Source organism: Paenibacillus sp. 203, from assembly GCF_037027525.1.
In the GTDB taxonomy this organism is placed as follows: Bacteria; Bacillota; Bacilli; order Paenibacillales; family Paenibacillaceae; genus Paenibacillus; species Paenibacillus polymyxa_B.
Map to the genome: position 1 here is coordinate 194,719 of NZ_JAXCHD010000005.1, position 16,944 is coordinate 211,662.

The window sequence follows — 16,944 nt, forward strand, 5'->3', positions numbered from 1 at the left end:
TGTTCTTCTTAAGAATCACGCCCTTTATCTTTATCCACTGTATATATACTTCAACATTATGGTACGATGGGATCGGATTATTTTAGTGTGTACATGGGAGGGACTAACATGAGCAAGGCGAAGTTGTGTTTTATCGGGGCTGGCTTTCACGCTTCAACAAATATATATCCTGCTGTCATTGGGGCAGGGGCTGAAATTCAGGCGATTTCGACTAGAGATCTAAGCAGATCGAAGATAGCACTTCAGCGGTTTGGAAGCAGCGGCACACCTTATGACAATTACAAGGCTATGCTGGAGCAGGAAGACTGTGATGGAGTTGTCGTGATTGCACAAGCGGCAGATCATCCTTCGCTCGTACTAGACTGCATTAAGGCTGGAAAACATGTCTTTGTAGACAAGCCACTGGGTTGGAATGCGGAGGAAGCGGCCCAAATTGCAGATGCGGCAGAAGCAGCAGGCGTTGTCCTGATGGTCGGCTTCATGAAGCGCTACGCACCTGTATACATAAAATTAAAAGAATTGATTGAGGGTGGCTCGCTTGGAGCCGCACGCTCATTTCAGGCAAAATTTCTCGTGGACAGTACCCTGTTTTGTAAAACCGGCGAAGATTTCATGAAGCTGGCGGCGGTTCATATGGTCGACCTGGTACGTTATTTGTTCGGGGAAGTGGTGCAGGTTACCGGATTTGCGAACGATAACGGTGAGTGTATTTCCCATACGATTGCCCTGAAATTTGAAAATGGTGTAGTGGGCAGCCTGTACTTCGCAGGAATGACAGCATGGACACGCGAGAGTGAAGGGTTCACGGTAACCTTTGATCACGGTTTTGCGAACGCGGATGAAGTGAACACACTGATCATTCACAAGTCGGAGAGTCATACAGAGCTTCCTTGGAAATCCCTTGCGGAAAATGATACGGTTCTGACACCGTCAGCCTCCGCGATGTCGGGCGGATACCGTGATTTGTACTTGCGCGGTTTTGTTGGTGAAATCGCACATTTCATGAACTGCTGCCAAGAAGGACGGACGCCTGATTCAAGTGGACGGGACAACGTGAAAACGATGGAGCTGTGCGACCGCATTTTGGCTGCGCTCCAATAGGATATCTATTTTTATATCCAAGCTTTGGAGCCTGGACGGTACCTTAGTTTGGGTGATTTGAAAGAACTTCAGTAGATGGCTCCTGCATTTGTCGGGAGTCATTTTTTTCGTTTACCCTACGATCTTTCTATTTCATAGCATTCCTGCCCATTTTGATTAATCTCTGCTGAAAATACGCCAACAAAGACGAATGATGCGATAGAATAGGAAAAGGAAAGCGTTATCAGCACCCATTTTTTCTGCGATGGTTCAGGGGGAGAAGGCATATGCGTTCAAGGTCAAGGTTTCAGCCATTAAACACATTACGTAATCAGATTTTTATCGGATTTATACTAGTGATGCTCATTATGATGAGTGTGGCGGGTGCGTTCATTTATCTCAATGTATCTCACCTGTTAAAAGACAGTGCCGAGCGACATATTGGTCAGACCGCGGTACAAGCAAGCGGTAGGCTGGATGCATTAATCGGCCAGATGGACAACTTGACGGAGCAGGTCGCGAATCACCCGTCTGTTCAGCATATTTTGCTGGAGGAGCGTAACGGGGGCAAGGTAAATTTCGGACAGCGCCAATCCCTGCTGCAAGTGATGCATAGCTATCAGGCATATATGCCGAGTGTCGGCTCGCTGGAGCTGTATACCGCCGAAGGAAAGATGTTGTTTCCGATTAGAGAGGGCAGTCTGGAGGAACGTATTGGACAGGCAGACATCCGTGAAGCGAATCAGATGAAAGGAAGACTGGTATGGATCGGTATTGATCCCGAAGACCCTCGGTCACTGCTGGCAATTCGGCAGGTAAGTCTGGTGGATCGCTGGTTCTCACGTGGAGGGTACTTGATTACCCGTATGGAGCGAAGTTATTTTGGACTGAATGGTGCGTCAGCGGTCAATGAAGAAGCGGATGAAACCATGCTGCTTGTAGATCGTCAAGGCCAGCTTCTGTCGGGTGAACCAATGAACCAGACGGATTTGTCAGGTGTACTGCATAGCAAGACACAGACGGTTCATATTGGGGAGCGGGAATATGTGAAGGCGGTTCAGCAGTCGGAGCGGACGGGCTGGTCGCTGCTGATTCTGATTCCGGTTAGCGTCGTCACAGACGGAATTACGGTTTTACGAACTACACTTATCATTTCCGCGTCTCTTGGTGCCGTGCTATTTCTGTTCATGTCCTTTATGTTGTCTACGTTGATTACAAGACCGATAGGTCACTTGATTCAGGCGATGCGTCGTTCACGGGAAGGGGCATTGGCCCTGAATCCAGAACCGGCAGCAGCAGTCGAGCTGCGAGAATTGAACGCAGAGTACAATACGATGATTGTCGATATCAATGAATTGATCCGTGTTATTTGCGAGAAGGAGGTTTTACAAAGCCAGACCGAGCTTAAAGCTCTGCAGGCGCAGATCAATCCGCATTTTCTTTTTAATACGCTAGATGCTTTCAACTGGTCGTTACAGGAGAAGGGAGAGGAGGAGCTTGCGGGACTGATGGTGTCCATGTCGCGGCTGTTTCGTTATGTTATCGAACCGGCTCATCATGACTCTTGGGTGACCCTCGGGGAAGAAATGGCGCAAATCCGTCGTTATCTGGAACTGATGGAGATGCGTCTGGGTGAACGTCTGAGCTGGCAAATTCATATGCCTTCAGAGGCAGCCAGAATTCCGCTTCCTAAACTGCTGATCCAGCCTATTCTAGAGAATGCCATTTTGCATGGTGTCGAAAATCGCATCGGCAACGGCCGCGTTGAAATCAGTGTCACTCCTTCGACCAGATCGGGTTGGACCAAGATCTCGGTCATAGATAACGGACCTGGAATGACAATGGAAGAACTTGCAGCTGTGCGTACAGCGTTGATGGGGGGAGCAGCCTGCCAGAGCAAGGGAACCGGTATGGGACTAGTGAATGTGCAGCGCAGGCTCACGCTCTATTATGACAGCGCATCTTATCCAACGGACGGTGTGCTGATACATAGTGCTGAGCAGGAAGGAACTGTGGTCGCTTTTGAAATTCCTGATGAATATGGAGGGCGGTAGGAATGAGTGTTTCATCCAAAACCATTGTCATTGTAGACGATGAACAGCGAACACGTCAGGGGATACACCAGACATTGGAGCAATGGGCCGCCGGGAAATACCGGATTGTGACATTCGATAATGGTTTGGAAGCATTAAATATACTGCGTGCGGAGACGGTTCATCTGTTGATTACGGATGTCCGGCTGCCGGAATTCAGTGGTCTGGATTTAATCCGCTCTCTGGAACGGGATTCACGACGACCAGCGATCATTGTCATCTCGGGTTATGCGGAGTTTGATTATGTCCAGCAGGCTCTTCGTCTGGGAGCCGTCAATTATTTGCTCAAACCGATTGATAAGCAGGAGCTGCTGAATGCGGTCAATGAAGCGCTTCGGCTGGAAGAGGAGCGGCAGCGGTACGAGAAGCTGGACAAGCTGGCTGACCCTGTTCTGCTAGAGCTTGATCTCCAGGCGGCTACTCTTAGTGATCCGGTACGACGTGCCTTCACCTATATGGCGGAGCATCTTCACGAATCCATTACGATGGCGCAGACTGCCGCGCATTCACACCTGAATGCGAGCTATTTTAGTGTTTTATTCAAGGAGCAAAGTGGTTTGTCCTTCAGCGAATATCTGCATCGACTGCGGATTCAACGAGCCAAGGAGCTGCTGCTGCATACCCAGTTGACGATTGCCCAAATCGGCGAGCGATCAGGCTACCGGACAGATAAATATTTTATTAAAGTATTCAAAGCGACCGAGGGGATAAGTCCTAGCCGCTACAGGCAGCAGATGCGTACAGGACCAGAGAATATTGACTGACAGTAGGCAGATCAAACCCAATAAAAGTGGAATTATACCCAATGAGTGTACCCTGTTGGAAGCAGAAATGAAGTGCTAAACTTACAAATGATAACGGTTACAAAAATATAAATACAATAAACGGAGGTCTAACGATGTCCAACGAGTATGGTTTGCGTAAGCGCTCACATCAAAAATGGTTTGCTGGGTTGACCCTGCTGCTGTCATTTATGCTGGTGCTATCCGGTTGCGGTGCTGGTAAGGATGGTCAAGGCGGTTCCAGTGGAGAAGGGGGAAAGGTTACACTTAAAATGATGCACCTGTGGCCAGAGGGAAGTTCGGCACAGCAGAGCAAGCTTGTGACTCAGATTATAGATCAATACCAAAAGGATCATCCGAATGTCGTCATTCAGCAGGAAGTGCTGGAAAATGAACAATATAAAAACAAACTCAAAGTGCTGTCAGCTTCCAATGAATTGCCGGATATCGGCATCACCTGGGCAGCGGGTTTTATGGAGCCTTACGTTAAAGGTGGATTATTTACGCCGATGGATGACCTGTTGAATGGTTCCAAGCTGAAGGACAAATTCGTACCGGGAACGACCGAAGCTTATGCGCTGAATGGCAAAACGTATGCGCTTCCGATTGAATTGAACATTACACCTATTTATTACAACAAAGCCATATTCCAAAAATACAACTTGAAGGTACCTACGACACTTGACGAATTTAAGCAAGTTGTGAAAACACTTACGGATCACGGAGTTGCACCGATTGCATTGGGCAATAAAGACCGCTGGACCGGCTCGCTCTGGTATATGTATCTGGCGGACCGTATAGCAGGTAACGAAACGCTGAAAAAAGCGATTGACGGCTCAGGATCGTTCGATGACCCTGGTTTAATTCAGGCGGCCTCCGAAGTCCAGACGCTTGTGGATATGAATGCCTTTAACAAAGGATTTAACGGCTTGTCCAATGATGAGGGAAAATCCGAGTTTATGAACGACAAAGCGGCTATGTATTTAATGGCTACTTGGGAATTGCCGAATTTTACGACCAATCCTGCAATCCCGCAAGCATTTAAAGATCAAATTGGCTTCTTTAAATTCCCGATGGTTGAAGGCGGCAAGGGCAACGAGAACAGTTGGGTAGGAGGTCCGGGAGTAGGTTTGTTCGTTTCGGAAAATTCCAAGGTAAAAGAAGAGGCCAAAGCGTTCGTTGAATACTTCGTAGTCAAGTGGGGAGAGCAATCGGTCACACAGGCGGGCGTAATTCCGGCGACGAAAGTGGACACCTCCAAAGAAAAATTGCCCAAGCTGTATGTCGATTTGCTGAACGGACTGAATCAAGCCAGCAGCATTACCTTGTTCGCCGATGTACAGATGAAGCCGAATGCAGCACAGGTACATTTGAATATGATTCAGGCATTGTTTGGTAAAGCGGTGACACCGCAACAATTTGCCGAGCGGCATAAGGCTGCCATCGAGAAAGAAAATTGAAATTGACCACCTAAGGAGGTCCGACCGTGGAAAAGGTCATGTCCAATAAGCTTGTCATTGCTCTATATGTATTGCCTTCTCTGCTGCTGTTATTCGCCGTAATATATGTGCCCATCGTACTGACCGGCTATTACGGCCTGAATCAGTGGAATGGAATCGGCTCTATGACCTTTGTGGGGCTGGACAATTATCAACATTTGCTCACAGACAGTGCATTCTGGCAAAGTGCCTGGCATTCGCTGCTGTTGGCCTTGTTTTCAGGCATCAGTCTGATCGGTTATCTGGTCATTGCGATGATTTTATCAGGAAAAATCAAGGGAGCGAATCTGCTGCGGAAAATTTATCTGATTCCCATGCTGTTGTCATCTGTAGCGATCGCACAGCTGTGGCTCAAAATGTATCATCCAACGAACGGAGTGTTCAATTCCATACTGGCGTCGGTCGGAGTCCACAATCCGCCTGAATGGTTAGCTAATCCGTCCTTGGTGCTGTTTGCTTTGTTCATTCCGATTATTTGGCAATATGCAGGCTTTTATATCCTGATCTATTATGCCGGGCTGAAAAACATTCCCGAAACGTTGATGGAGGCTGCCCGAATCGACGGGGCCAGTGCCTGGCAGATTGCGACTCGTATCAAATTGCCCCTGCTGCGCGAGGTGATTAACGTTACGATCATATTGTCTATTGTCGGCTCGCTCAAATATTTTGACCTCATCTACGTCATGACGGACGGTGGACCGAATGGAGCCAGTGAAGTGATGGCCTCTTACATGTACCACCAGGCATTCCGCAGCTTTGATTTTGGATACGGCAGTGCTACAGCCTTTGCCCTGCTGCTCATCTGTCTAATCGCTACGTGGCTGATCCGCAAGGTTACGGCTACGAGTGACACCATCCAGTATTCATAATGCAGCTTGCTAATAGATGAGGGTAACAAAGGACAGGAAGAGGGAGGAACGGATATGAAAACCCAGGCAGCCGCCAACTATCCGCTTGGAGTCGCTACCCGCGGCAAAATGTTAACTCGGGTCGGTTATGCCGCTTTGTATATCATTTTAATCATCTTGGCGGTGACGCAGCTTTTACCGCTGGTGTGGCTGATGCTGTTCTCGCTTAAAAATAATCAGGAAGTGTTTAACCTTCCGCCGTTTGCACTCCCGCCCCAGCCGCATTGGGAGAACTATATGAATGTGTGGACCAGCGGCAATATCGGGCGGTATTTTTTCAATAGTGTGTGGATTACGGTCATATCCGTGGCGTTGACGGTGCTGCTGGCCAGCTTTGTAACGTTTGCCATTACGCGTATGCGGTGGAAAGGAAGTCAGCTGGTTCTCGGGCTATTTATGGTCGGACTAATGATTCCAGTCCATTCCACCTTGATTCCGTTGTTCAGTATGTTTCTCAAACTGCATTTAACAGATACTTCACTCTCCATCATCCTGTCGTATGTTGCTTTTAATCTGCCGACAACGATGATGATCTTGCTGGGTTTCTATTACGCCTTGCCCCGTGAAGTGGAAGAAGCGGCCGTTATGGACGGCTGCTCCGTCAACCGGATGTTCTTCCGAATCGTGCTGCCCATGACAACCCCTGTCATGGCAACGACATCTATTATTAACATGATCTATAACTGGAATGAGTTTATTTTCGTTAATACGTTCATCAGCTCGGACGAAAACAAAACACTGACCGTTGGTGTCCAGAACTTTATCGGACAATATACGACCGACTGGGGAGCTATCGGAGCTACGTTGATGATCAGCATTTTGCCCATTTTGCTAGTGTTCCTCATCATGAGTGACCGGATTGTGGAAGGGATTGCGGCAGGATCGGTTAAGGGATAAAACAAATTCCACAGGGTTAGAAGAGTACCCTCTAGTGTAAACATTGGAACAAACCTCTCGGTTTGTCCGATGAATGCTAGGGGGATGGCAAGTTATTGTTTTGGTGCAGGGAGATTGGTGGGACTGCTATTTTTTATTTCTTCTTTAAATTGAAAAAGTCCATTCCTCTTATGATTCAAATTGGAATGGACTTTCAAAATTTTAGAGTGACCCATCTTAAAAAAAAGAATAAATGCATTTAATATATATTTAATAATGATTTCTCTAAATAATTCACTCCCGAATCTATATAATTAAGTTCATTTATTTATAGCTATGTTTAGGGCAGTAGCTTCAAAGAGTAATCCTTTTAGTCTCTAGGAGAAATTAATTTAAGAAAAGCTGCGAATGATTCACATACAAAATCTAATGTTTCGTCTTGCCAGTCTTCAAGTGATTTTTCTTCTAATTCCTCTTCGGTTATTTCACTTTCTAAAATTAAATCTTCATGGTTTTGAAACAAAATTTGGGGTTCATTTTTATCTTTCCGAAAATCAAATAAAAATTTATCTCCAGATCCATTAATAGCAAAGGGGAATATATTTTTTGGTAACGCCTCGCTCAAAGTATCATACGCCAGCTCAATTGGAGAAATTACTTCTCCAAGAACTTCTTTTTCTATTAGAGATAATAGTTGTATAGACCATGTTAATTTCCCAGGTACTTTTACAACGCCCGTAATCTCTTCACCATTTTGATCTATTATATAGGGTACCGATCCATCATGATTCAGCACAATTTCTACATACTCTTTAGGAAAGCGGATATTCCATCGCTCCTCAAGACCTCTCAATTTGCTTTCATCTAAATTTATATTATCAGACCATTTTAGCTCATATCCCATTTTAATTCTCCCTTTAATTTATTAGAGGTTTAGTCGCCATTACCCCAAATTTTATTTCCACCAGTATGATTTACTTTACCATGAACATTCTCATCTACCAACTGCATTCTTCCTGTTTCTTGATGGTGATGCCAAGTAAAGCCAGGTATTTTATCATCCCCTTTTATAATGGCACGTATTTGTTTCTTATCATATTTTAATACATCCTCTAAATATGTGTTTAAATCCAAATTTGCTGCTTTTGCCTCCAGTTTTAGCTTTTCAAAGTATAACTTTGTTGAAGCTTGTAAATGGTTAGGACGAGACATATTCAGTAGTTGTTTTGATGTGTGACTCTCTAGTAAGGAAATTTCAAATTTGATATATTTTTTGTCGAATATAGGGAAACCTAATGGATCAAATTCCACGCCTTTATATTTTGCTCCTGCATTGCCTGAATTTAAAACATTAGGACGTTTATACTTAGGGTTGTTAAGATAATTACTTTGAAGATTGTTCACTGATTCTTCTAATTTTTGCACATTAGTATAGCCCCATTTTGTAACATCCACTTTACCATCCCTCGCTTTTTTTAGTAAATCCTCAACACTTTCAAATCCGTTTGGAACTATCCACCTTTTAACTACTTTACCGTTGGAATCAATTCCTTCTCTTAAAGTACCTTTAGTTTTAACTTGTTTAACGACGTCTTTTACATCTTCAGGAATGTAATCGTGTTTCTCCAGCGTTTTAGTGCTCTTACCCGTATACTCTCCTGATTCTAACGCATCAATTTGTTTTTGTCTCTCAGGCGAAATCTTTGCACCGGAACCTTTGGAATGCGGAACGTCAGGACCAGGATCATGAAACCGATAATGACCTCCAGCAGTTTCGAAAATGGGTAACCTTTTAGTTATACGGATGTTCATCTTTCTTGCTACACTTTGCAAGTAACTCCCTAAGGATTCAAAATTGGTTGGAAAACGGATGGCATTCGTTTTGAATTTTCCATCTCCAACTTTGGCCAGAGCAGAGTCGGCCTTTGCTGAATCTCCGAATAACCCCGGTGTCCCTCCTTTACCGGCTTTCTTTTCTTCAGCTTCCTTGAGTCCCTTAGATAAGGAGGCTTCTTCTTTACCCAACTTACCCAACTTACCCAGCTTTCTAACTAACTTTGCGCCGCCTTTGACAAACCCATAAATATCTGCTACACGTTCAACGGCCTTGATACTGTCATATCCTGCGTCGTAACTTTCCTGTTTGGTATCGGTCAATGGATTAGGGAAGAAATTATTCAATTTTCGCTCAATCGGATCGGGTATGCTTTTTATGCCGTCCCACACGGTTTCAAGGTCGTGAACCACATCTTTCTTTGTTTTTTTTCCTTGGAATGAATCGGCAATATAGTCCCAGCCAAACTTTGCACCGCCCTTAATACCCTCAAGCGTCTCATTGCGTTCCAGAAAACCTTTACCAGTGTAATTTCCCGGCATAACGAAAGGAGTCATTACCATGGTTCCCATATCCGCTATGTCGACAACTGAGTCCCATACACCGCCTAAAAACTCTATACCCGCATCCCATTCTCCCTTGAGCGTGGCGCCTACGTTTTCCTTAACACGTGCTCCGAGCACACTTTGGATTCCCTTTTCAGCGACTTGCTTCTCAAAGTCAGACAAAATCGGTTCTGGGTAGTATTGATGGAGGGAAGCTTTAAGTTGAATCTCAGAGCTGACGCTGTTGACTTCCTGCTCCAAATCCAACGTATCAGTTGTCGTATTTAAGTGTAAGCCGTTGGTTCCTTGCAGCAGGATGCTACCTGCCGAAAGACTAAGACTGCCTGTGGCTTGAATTTGTATACGTTGGGTGCTGTTCAGGCTGACACCGTTATGGGTATTCATGGAGATGTACAGCGACCCTTCCTGTGCACTCATCGACAGTTCGGAGTTTCCCAAGGAAATTTCTTTTCCTTGCGGGTTCGCAAAGGATTTGACTCCGGGATCGGCTGTTTTACGCTGGTGGCGTACTGCAGGCGATTCGACCACGGCACCTTGAGCTACGTGAGATGAAGGGACAGCAACGCTGGATGGTTTCGTTCGGACCGATTGTATGACCATCGCATCGTCTTCGTCAGCACTTGGAAAATACAGCTTCACCTGTGCACCTTTTTCCGGCATCAGATACCAAACCTGATTCCCTTCTGCAGAATAGGGGAACCATTGGGCATCCTTGGGATTCTGCTGATCGTCTATATCCAAATGCAATCGAACCTGATTCCGGCTGACATCTAGTATTTTCCCTTCAATAGCGGCGCCAATGATCGTTCGATTATATACTTTGGGAACCTTCAAGCCTTGCGACAATGCGCATTCATATGACCATGTCATTAAGCCGCGAATCAACTGTCCTTCACGTTTGGTGATGACGTAGGTTTCGTGATTGCGCTCCACTTCATCTCCCAATTGCAGCATTCGATCCCACTCAAAGGTATATCGAGTATAGTCTGCAATATGGGCAGATTGCCAGCCATTCGCCTCCTGATCCAGATAGGGAGCAATCTTGCGCTGCAACGCAAAAGGAACCTCTTTCAAATGAATATGCTGTCTCGCTTGCGGAATACCGATCCAAATTTGTGCATGGTGTGAAACGATATTTGGGACGAGAAGAGCTCCCACATGCGAAGCCAGCCGTTTTAAAAAAGTCCAATCCGTCTCTTGATACTGCATCATGAACTGGCCTGTCACTTTTTTCTCAAAAGCTTCATCAATCTTGTCCGAGCCCTTATAATCGGCCAGCACTGCGTCGACGATTTCAACATATTTCTGGTTTATGTGCTGAAAGGAGCGGTTTTTGAGCTGCGTATCTAGTTTAAAACTATGAGAAATGACGTCGAGAGTTACCACGATCTCCTGATGTCTGTGCTCCACATCTACGCAGTATAGTTGTCCCATAAATAAGGGATGCTTCTGGTCTTTGGCATCGGAATACCAGAGTTCGACTTTGTCGTCGCTGCTTGCTTTGGTAATGATTGTATCTGCCTGATCGGCTTCTAGACTACCCGTGATCATCAGTCTGGCATGTTCTCCGAGCTCGTGACTCATATGGACGTGACTAAGACGCAGCTTGCCATAGGGCCAAGTGACATGTAAGTGCTGATAGGTAAAGCGGTCTTTCGCTACGATGTTCATCCCTTACTCTCCTTGCTTGATAAAATCAGCCATCTTGTCCGTCATCTGTAATGGAGATAATGCCTCCACCACCCGATCCCGTGCTGTCTGCACCAAAAAAGGAGGATATGGCCTCTTGTACACCTTGACAGCTACACATTAAGGTCGAATTGTTGAGTAGGGCAGGTGCCCCCTCAATCAATACGTCTTCTTTCCCGCCTGTCCACTTGGACCCAAACGCAATCTCCGGTTCACAGGGAAGACCCTGCTTCAATTTACACAATCCAAAAGCATTGATTTTGCTAATATTGGCTCCACAAATGGCATCGTCCACGTTCAGAACAGGCTTATCTTTAATGAAGACACCGTGGCTGTACATCATATTGAGCACACCAGGGTCTGTACCTTGACTGCACTGTAACTTGGCGCCTCTCACCACATAAGAATGTTCTCCGCTGAGTGCACCTTGGGCTAGAGCTTTAATAAGTAAAGGTAAAAACATATAAGTACCTCCTTGGATAAAAGGTATAGAATCAAGAAAGCTCCGACCATGTCGCAGTGTGCAGCATGGCATAGGTTAACGGGACCCAGAGGGGAGCATCCTCCAGCTTAAATTGGCAACTCCCGATCATAGCTTTGCCGCGCCAGGAACGCACAAAGACAATCTGATAATAGGGAGAGGGGGAAACTAGAAAAATAGCTTCATAGCAGCCAATGATGGTATCTTGAATAGAAAGAGCCTTTTCATCCACGAGCTTCATACTTGGTTGTGCACGACTCGTTTGCTCAATCATTTGTTGTTGATAGATTTCTATTTGCGTGGGGTCCAGTTCTTGTCTGCTTTGGTGCAGACCGAACAGAATTCCACCCAGCTTGTCCTGAACAACGAAACTTTTCGACGGATCTACCGTCTGTCCCGCCCGAACTTCTGGAATAAGAGAGTCAGGCAGGGAAATGGTGAGTTGATCTTCAAAGACAGGAAGGGTTTGAAACCGGATTTCCTGTTGATCCGATAGGGTTAGCGAGCCTTTTGAAATTCCCTCCATCGCTTCTTCAATAGTTACCATCATCCAGCTTTCATCGTTTTCCGCTGTACTTAATTGCTCTTTCAATATTTGTTGATGATGCAGTTTTAAAAAAAATTCATCCCAATGCTCCGTCAAGGTTGAACCTCCTTATAAGAGTTCTAGCTTTTGTAGCCGAAAACCACTCAAACTCCGCCGCAGCAAACTTTCAGCAGCCTCCAAGCTAATGATAAAATAAGGTTCCCTCACGTTGGAGAGTCGGAAAAAATGATGTCCATTCACCTTTTGGCTATCCAGCACAAGTCGTTTTAAGGTTTGGTCGTGCGCATAAAATTCAGTCTGTTCTGAAATGCCATCCACAGAGGGAACAGATGAAATCCAATATAATTCCTGACGGCTAGGTTCACGGTTCACGATATACACTTGCTTAAAACGAGCTTGTGTATTGTATAGTTCTAGAATCCGTTTCATAGGATCGGAAAATAGCGGTTGTGAGGGTGAAAACGGTAGCCAGTCCGTGTACTCGGCATCTTCTGTCGCATGAACATCTAAAACCTGAGCCGGAGGCATGCCAACAAATGGCGTTTTAAAAAGGTCTAAATTCATCGGTTTAATGTTTCGGGAAATACGATGATCATCGACCAGCACATAATAATGGCGCATACACATTCCTCCTTATTCAGTCCACACAATAGATTGACGCTGTGCTTCGCTTAGTTTCCAATGCTGTTGGTACTTTCGTGGGATAAGAGTTCCTTGCATCGAAGCCCCCTCAAAATATGCATGTTCAAACGAATGTACATCTGTAAAATCAGCCCCATCCAGGTTGGCGTGTTCAAAATGAAGCCCACATAGCCCCGGCACCCGAACTCCATGTTCCCGATACGGCTGTCCGCTGGCACTATTGAAGTTAGCACCTCTCAAATCGCTATATCTAAAATCCGTATCGGTCAGTAGGCATCCCTGAAAGTTGCCTCCTGCTAGATTCGCTTGTTGCCAGATGCTTCCAATCAATATGCAGCTGTGAAACTGGCTTTCTCGTAAGTCACTGTGACTAAAATCGTTATAGCGCAAATCCTTTTGCATCAGGTGAAGGTGGGGAAGAGAAAGCCGCTTTAGGTTTTCGTAAACATAGGGTTCTTCTTCACTGGAATGTATCAATTGCTCTCTCACATGATCTGCAAGAAGTGCTTCCTGATCTTCGACATATAGATTCTCGCTGATATCCTTGTACTCGCCCGTTCGGATAGCTACACGATTAGCTTTATGAATGGCGAGGTACTCAGGCATTTGAACCACTTCTGCCATCCCTAAGCGCAGGAGGGAGTTCACAAACTGGTGGAAAAAAGGAGCGGATTCCAGCATCATTCGTTCAACGTCTACAGAAGTAATCGTCCCCATATATATTTTTCGTTCCTGTTCCAAGGTTTCCAACATGGTACTCATCGGTGCATAGGCCCATGAAGCGTCATAGGTTAATTTGCAATCGGAATCATCTTCGTACCATTCAGCAGAATAAGCCTCGACCATATACAGGTAGGTTTGCTCCAGCATCTGAGTACGCAAAAACGAGTAGTGGATATATCCAATGGGTTCTTTTTGATCTTGTTGCTGCATGCTCAAAATGTGTATACAAAAATCCCTAAATGATTCTTTGAAATCGAAAATCAGTTGAGCTTGGTAGCGATGAAACATGGCTTCCAGCATGTCCATCTGAATGTCCAGTAAGGGTGTAAAATGATTTTCTTTAAAATGGTGTAACGCTGCTTGTTTATCCATCTACTAACCTCCCGTTAATTCATCTTGATTTCCGTACCGGAGAAGGTCGTTTTATCATCCAGCGTAATGGTGTTGCCTTTACCAGACAACTCAATTTTTCCAGCAGAAAGCTGGATGTTACCGGAACTCATAACAATATCCGAAGCCGCACTAATACTCACATTTTTTCCGCTTACAATATCAATGCCTGTTTTATCGTTAATGACAATGGACATGCCATTCCCGGAAATAACGATTTGATCCGGAGCGAGCATGATTTCTTTACCGTATTTGGTTCGCAGCGTCTTAATGGCAGGGTCAGCCATTCGATCTGGCGCAGGAGCTGCCGCAGACAGTGCCGAAGAAGACTTTGATCCGGCAGACGAAGTAGAAGCAGTCTCATGTCCAGAAGCGGCAGAAGATTTTCCCCCGGAAGGCTGCGGTTCTCTTTTAACCGAGCTGATTGCGTATCCTTCTTCTTCCTTATAACTGGGGAAATAAATGCGAATGCTGTCCCCATCCTCAGGCATACAATACCAGCCCGTGTTATCCGCAGAGGCATAAATGGTAGAGTAGGGAAACCAGTAATCCGTGTTCGGATCTTGCTGATCGTCCATATCGAGCTGGGCGCGGACTTTGTCCCGACGAACGCTCAGTACCTTGCCATGAATGGAAGCGCCGATAATAGAGCGATTATAGTCTTTAATTGGACGTAAGCCGCTTCGTGGTGACAGCTTGGCGGTATGGGTCAGCACCCCGTCTTTCATCTCCGTTAGCACCTCAGCTACGATCAACTTATGACCTTGAAAGGTTACTTCATAGCCAGGTTCCAGTAATTTCTCCGTCTCGACCTCATATTGGATAAAATCAGCATCACGTACGCCAGGGATATGGTTCTCTGAGGCGGTTTGAAAATCCGCAACCCGTTTGGTGACCTTATAATTGGTAGATTTAATTTCTCCTTTGCTGAGTCCCATAGGCAGGCCAAAATAAAACTTCGGCACTCCATAGCCCACCGCAGGAATGAGCGGAGAGTAGAAGTGGGAGGCCATACGTTTCAGAAATTGCCAATCGGTCTCATCATATTGCATGATAAAGGTGCCGATGGGCTTCTTGTGGGACACAACATCCATGGCTTCGGCTTTGGAGTAGTCCGATACAATACTTTCGATCAGACCCGTATAGGTGAGCTTGGGGTTCTGGAAAGAGCGTTGATGCCGCTTAATATCTAACTCGTAGGTATGAGATATGGCTTCGACGGTCAGGTAATGGACCCCATGAACGACTTTTTCCTCCACATCCAAGGCAATGCCTCGAAAAAGGGGCTGTCGATTGCCATTTTGGTCTGTAACAAAAGCTTTGACCTGAGTTTCTTCATCTGAAGCACGTACATACAGCTCTCGATTTTTCTCCGAGATGATACCTGTACAGATCATTCGGGCATGGTCATTGACTGTTTTTAAGATTTTAAGTTCATGAAGGCGGACGAACTCATAAGGCATGATTTCGATATGACCGTACGTCATGATGTTTTCCATAGGTGTCTCCTTCTATAGTTGTTTTTGGTAAATGTTATTATGAGATTCCCAGCTAGTAATGTGGTTATTGATAAATCCAGCATATGTATTTATCGGTTAAAAGAGAGAGTTAGTTTACAGAATGACCCATTCATTGTGGTATTTACTATGTGTAAATCTGGAATTAGAAGATATGAGAGGGAAGTATAAGGTGGAAAAAAGCATATAATAGGTAGTAAGAGAGAGTATAAAAAGATATTTATAAAAGATTGAACTTTAATGAGAGATGAGGGTTCATGTTATGCCAAAAAACGATAATATGCTGGCCATTCTATGGATGTTGAATTCGGGCGTAAAAATGACTGCAAAGCAAATATCCGAAAAGTTAGAAATAAATATAAGGACAGTTTATCGGTATATTGATGCACTATGTGCCAGTGGAGTGCCGATAATATCCGACCCAGGTCATAATGGCGGGTATAGCTTGCTGAATAATTTTATCAGAGCGCCTCTACTATTTGATATGAAGGAAAAAAAGGCACTCCTTCATGCTGCTATTTTTGCAAAAGAGGCTGGATACCCTTTGAGTGAGGCATTAGGCAATGCGACATCAAAATTAAAAATGTATTCGAATCAAGAGCAGGAAAGTATACTTAGCCGTCATTTAGCCGGATTTGAAGTGATTAACCGCATGGTAGACCCTTCTCTTCAGCCGATATTGGCGGAATTGGAGCAAGCTGTAGCCAACGAATTTTCTGTAGAAATGGATTATCGCACAAGCCATGAAGAACAACCCAAGAATAGGGTGATAGACCCCTATGGAATGGTTTACTGGAACAACAAATGGTACACTGTTGCATTTTGCCACCTAAGAAATGAGATCCGTAGCTTTCGGGCAGATCGGATTCTACAAATCAAGCGTACTCCCATCATATTTAAGCGTCCTGAGGCTTTTTCGGCTCGTGAATTTTTTATGCAAAATCTGTTACCTGATTTAGTAGGCAAGGACGGTTTAATTTCTTTAATGATCGAAGGCAGGCCAGAGGCATTGGATGACTTATGTCTGCATTGGTTTTTGGGGCATCATCTGAAAGAGCGGGCATCCAATCAAGCCATCTTTTTGCTTGAGGAAAAATCACTTCATACATATGTCCCTTATTTACTCCTACCCTACGGGAAGTCCATTCAAGTCATCGAACCACAGAGTTTGAAGAAAAAGCTTGTCGCTGTTGCGTCGGAGTTAATGGAATATTATCAACGTTAATAGCTTCACTGACAGCAGATGTCAGTGAAGCTTTTTTATAATGAGGATAATCATAGATTACCGAGAGTTGGTATCACTCGATGAATTATAAA

The 16,944-nt window shown here is 45.0% G+C and carries 14 protein-coding genes; 7 read left to right on the plus strand and 7 right to left on the minus strand.

Annotated elements, in window-relative coordinates; genetic code table 11:
* The first annotated feature begins 108 nt into the window (after positions 1 to 108).
* The 6 genes from WA407_RS13245 (at position 109) to WA407_RS13270 (ending at position 7,259) form a co-directional block, all read left to right on the plus strand.
* Positions 109 to 1,101, plus strand: coding sequence for a Gfo/Idh/MocA family protein (locus WA407_RS13245; RefSeq protein WP_336077521.1), 993 nt, complete (start codon positions 109 to 111; stop codon positions 1,099 to 1,101).
* A gap of 266 nt (positions 1,102 to 1,367) precedes the next feature.
* On the plus strand, positions 1,368 to 3,134 hold the full coding sequence (locus tag WA407_RS13250; protein ID WP_336077522.1) for a cache domain-containing sensor histidine kinase: 1,767 nt from the start codon (positions 1,368 to 1,370) through the stop codon (positions 3,132 to 3,134).
* 2 nt (positions 3,135 to 3,136) lie between these two features.
* Entirely contained in the window at positions 3,137 to 3,937 is an 801-nt protein-coding gene (locus WA407_RS13255; RefSeq protein WP_025723251.1) for a response regulator, read from the plus strand.
* A 134-nt stretch (positions 3,938 to 4,071) separates the two neighbouring features.
* Entirely contained in the window at positions 4,072 to 5,415 is a 1,344-nt protein-coding gene (locus WA407_RS13260) for an extracellular solute-binding protein (protein ID WP_336077523.1), read from the plus strand.
* A gap of 26 nt (positions 5,416 to 5,441) precedes the next feature.
* Positions 5,442 to 6,323, plus strand: coding sequence for a carbohydrate ABC transporter permease (locus WA407_RS13265; protein WP_039273005.1), 882 nt, complete (start codon positions 5,442 to 5,444; stop codon positions 6,321 to 6,323).
* 54 nt (positions 6,324 to 6,377) lie between these two features.
* Entirely contained in the window at positions 6,378 to 7,259 is an 882-nt protein-coding gene (locus WA407_RS13270) for a carbohydrate ABC transporter permease (RefSeq protein ID WP_235308975.1), read from the plus strand.
* 349 nt (positions 7,260 to 7,608) lie between these two features.
* Here the strand turns inward: WA407_RS13270 and WA407_RS13275 are convergent, their stop codons facing one another.
* The 7 genes from WA407_RS13275 to WA407_RS13305 are packed head-to-tail and all read right to left on the minus strand — an operon-like array spanning position 7,609 to position 15,609.
* Positions 7,609 to 8,142, minus strand: coding sequence for an SMI1/KNR4 family protein (locus tag WA407_RS13275; RefSeq protein WP_250266435.1), 534 nt, complete (start codon positions 8,140 to 8,142; stop codon positions 7,609 to 7,611).
* Between the two features lie 29 nt (positions 8,143 to 8,171).
* Complete coding sequence (locus tag WA407_RS13280) at positions 8,172 to 11,309, minus strand: HNH endonuclease (protein ID WP_336077524.1); 3,138 nt, start codon at positions 11,307 to 11,309, stop codon at positions 8,172 to 8,174.
* A gap of 25 nt (positions 11,310 to 11,334) precedes the next feature.
* Entirely contained in the window at positions 11,335 to 11,790 is a 456-nt protein-coding gene (locus tag WA407_RS13285; protein WP_023989777.1) for a DUF4280 domain-containing protein, read from the minus strand.
* 31 nt (positions 11,791 to 11,821) lie between these two features.
* Positions 11,822 to 12,451 carry a hypothetical protein gene (locus WA407_RS13290; RefSeq protein WP_336077525.1) on the minus strand — a complete coding sequence of 210 codons (630 nt, stop codon included), beginning with the start codon at positions 12,449 to 12,451 and terminating at the stop codon, positions 11,822 to 11,824.
* A gap of 12 nt (positions 12,452 to 12,463) precedes the next feature.
* A complete protein-coding gene (locus WA407_RS13295; RefSeq protein WP_336077526.1) occupies positions 12,464 to 12,976 on the minus strand; it encodes an imm11 family protein in 513 nt (170 codons plus the stop codon).
* Positions 12,977 to 12,988: 12 nt separating this feature from the next.
* The gene (locus tag WA407_RS13300) at positions 12,989 to 14,092 is read right to left on the minus strand and encodes a pentapeptide repeat-containing protein (RefSeq protein WP_336077527.1); all 1,104 of its coding nucleotides are present in this window, start codon (positions 14,090 to 14,092) and stop codon (positions 12,989 to 12,991) included.
* A 14-nt stretch (positions 14,093 to 14,106) separates the two neighbouring features.
* Entirely contained in the window at positions 14,107 to 15,609 is a 1,503-nt protein-coding gene (locus tag WA407_RS13305) for a hypothetical protein (RefSeq protein ID WP_336077528.1), read from the minus strand.
* A gap of 280 nt (positions 15,610 to 15,889) precedes the next feature.
* Here WA407_RS13305 and WA407_RS13310 point away from each other — a divergent pair, with 280 nt between their 5' ends.
* Positions 15,890 to 16,852, plus strand: a complete 963-nt coding sequence (locus WA407_RS13310) for a helix-turn-helix transcriptional regulator (RefSeq protein WP_336077529.1) — start codon at positions 15,890 to 15,892, stop codon at positions 16,850 to 16,852.
* The last annotated feature ends 92 nt before the right edge of the window (positions 16,853 to 16,944 follow it).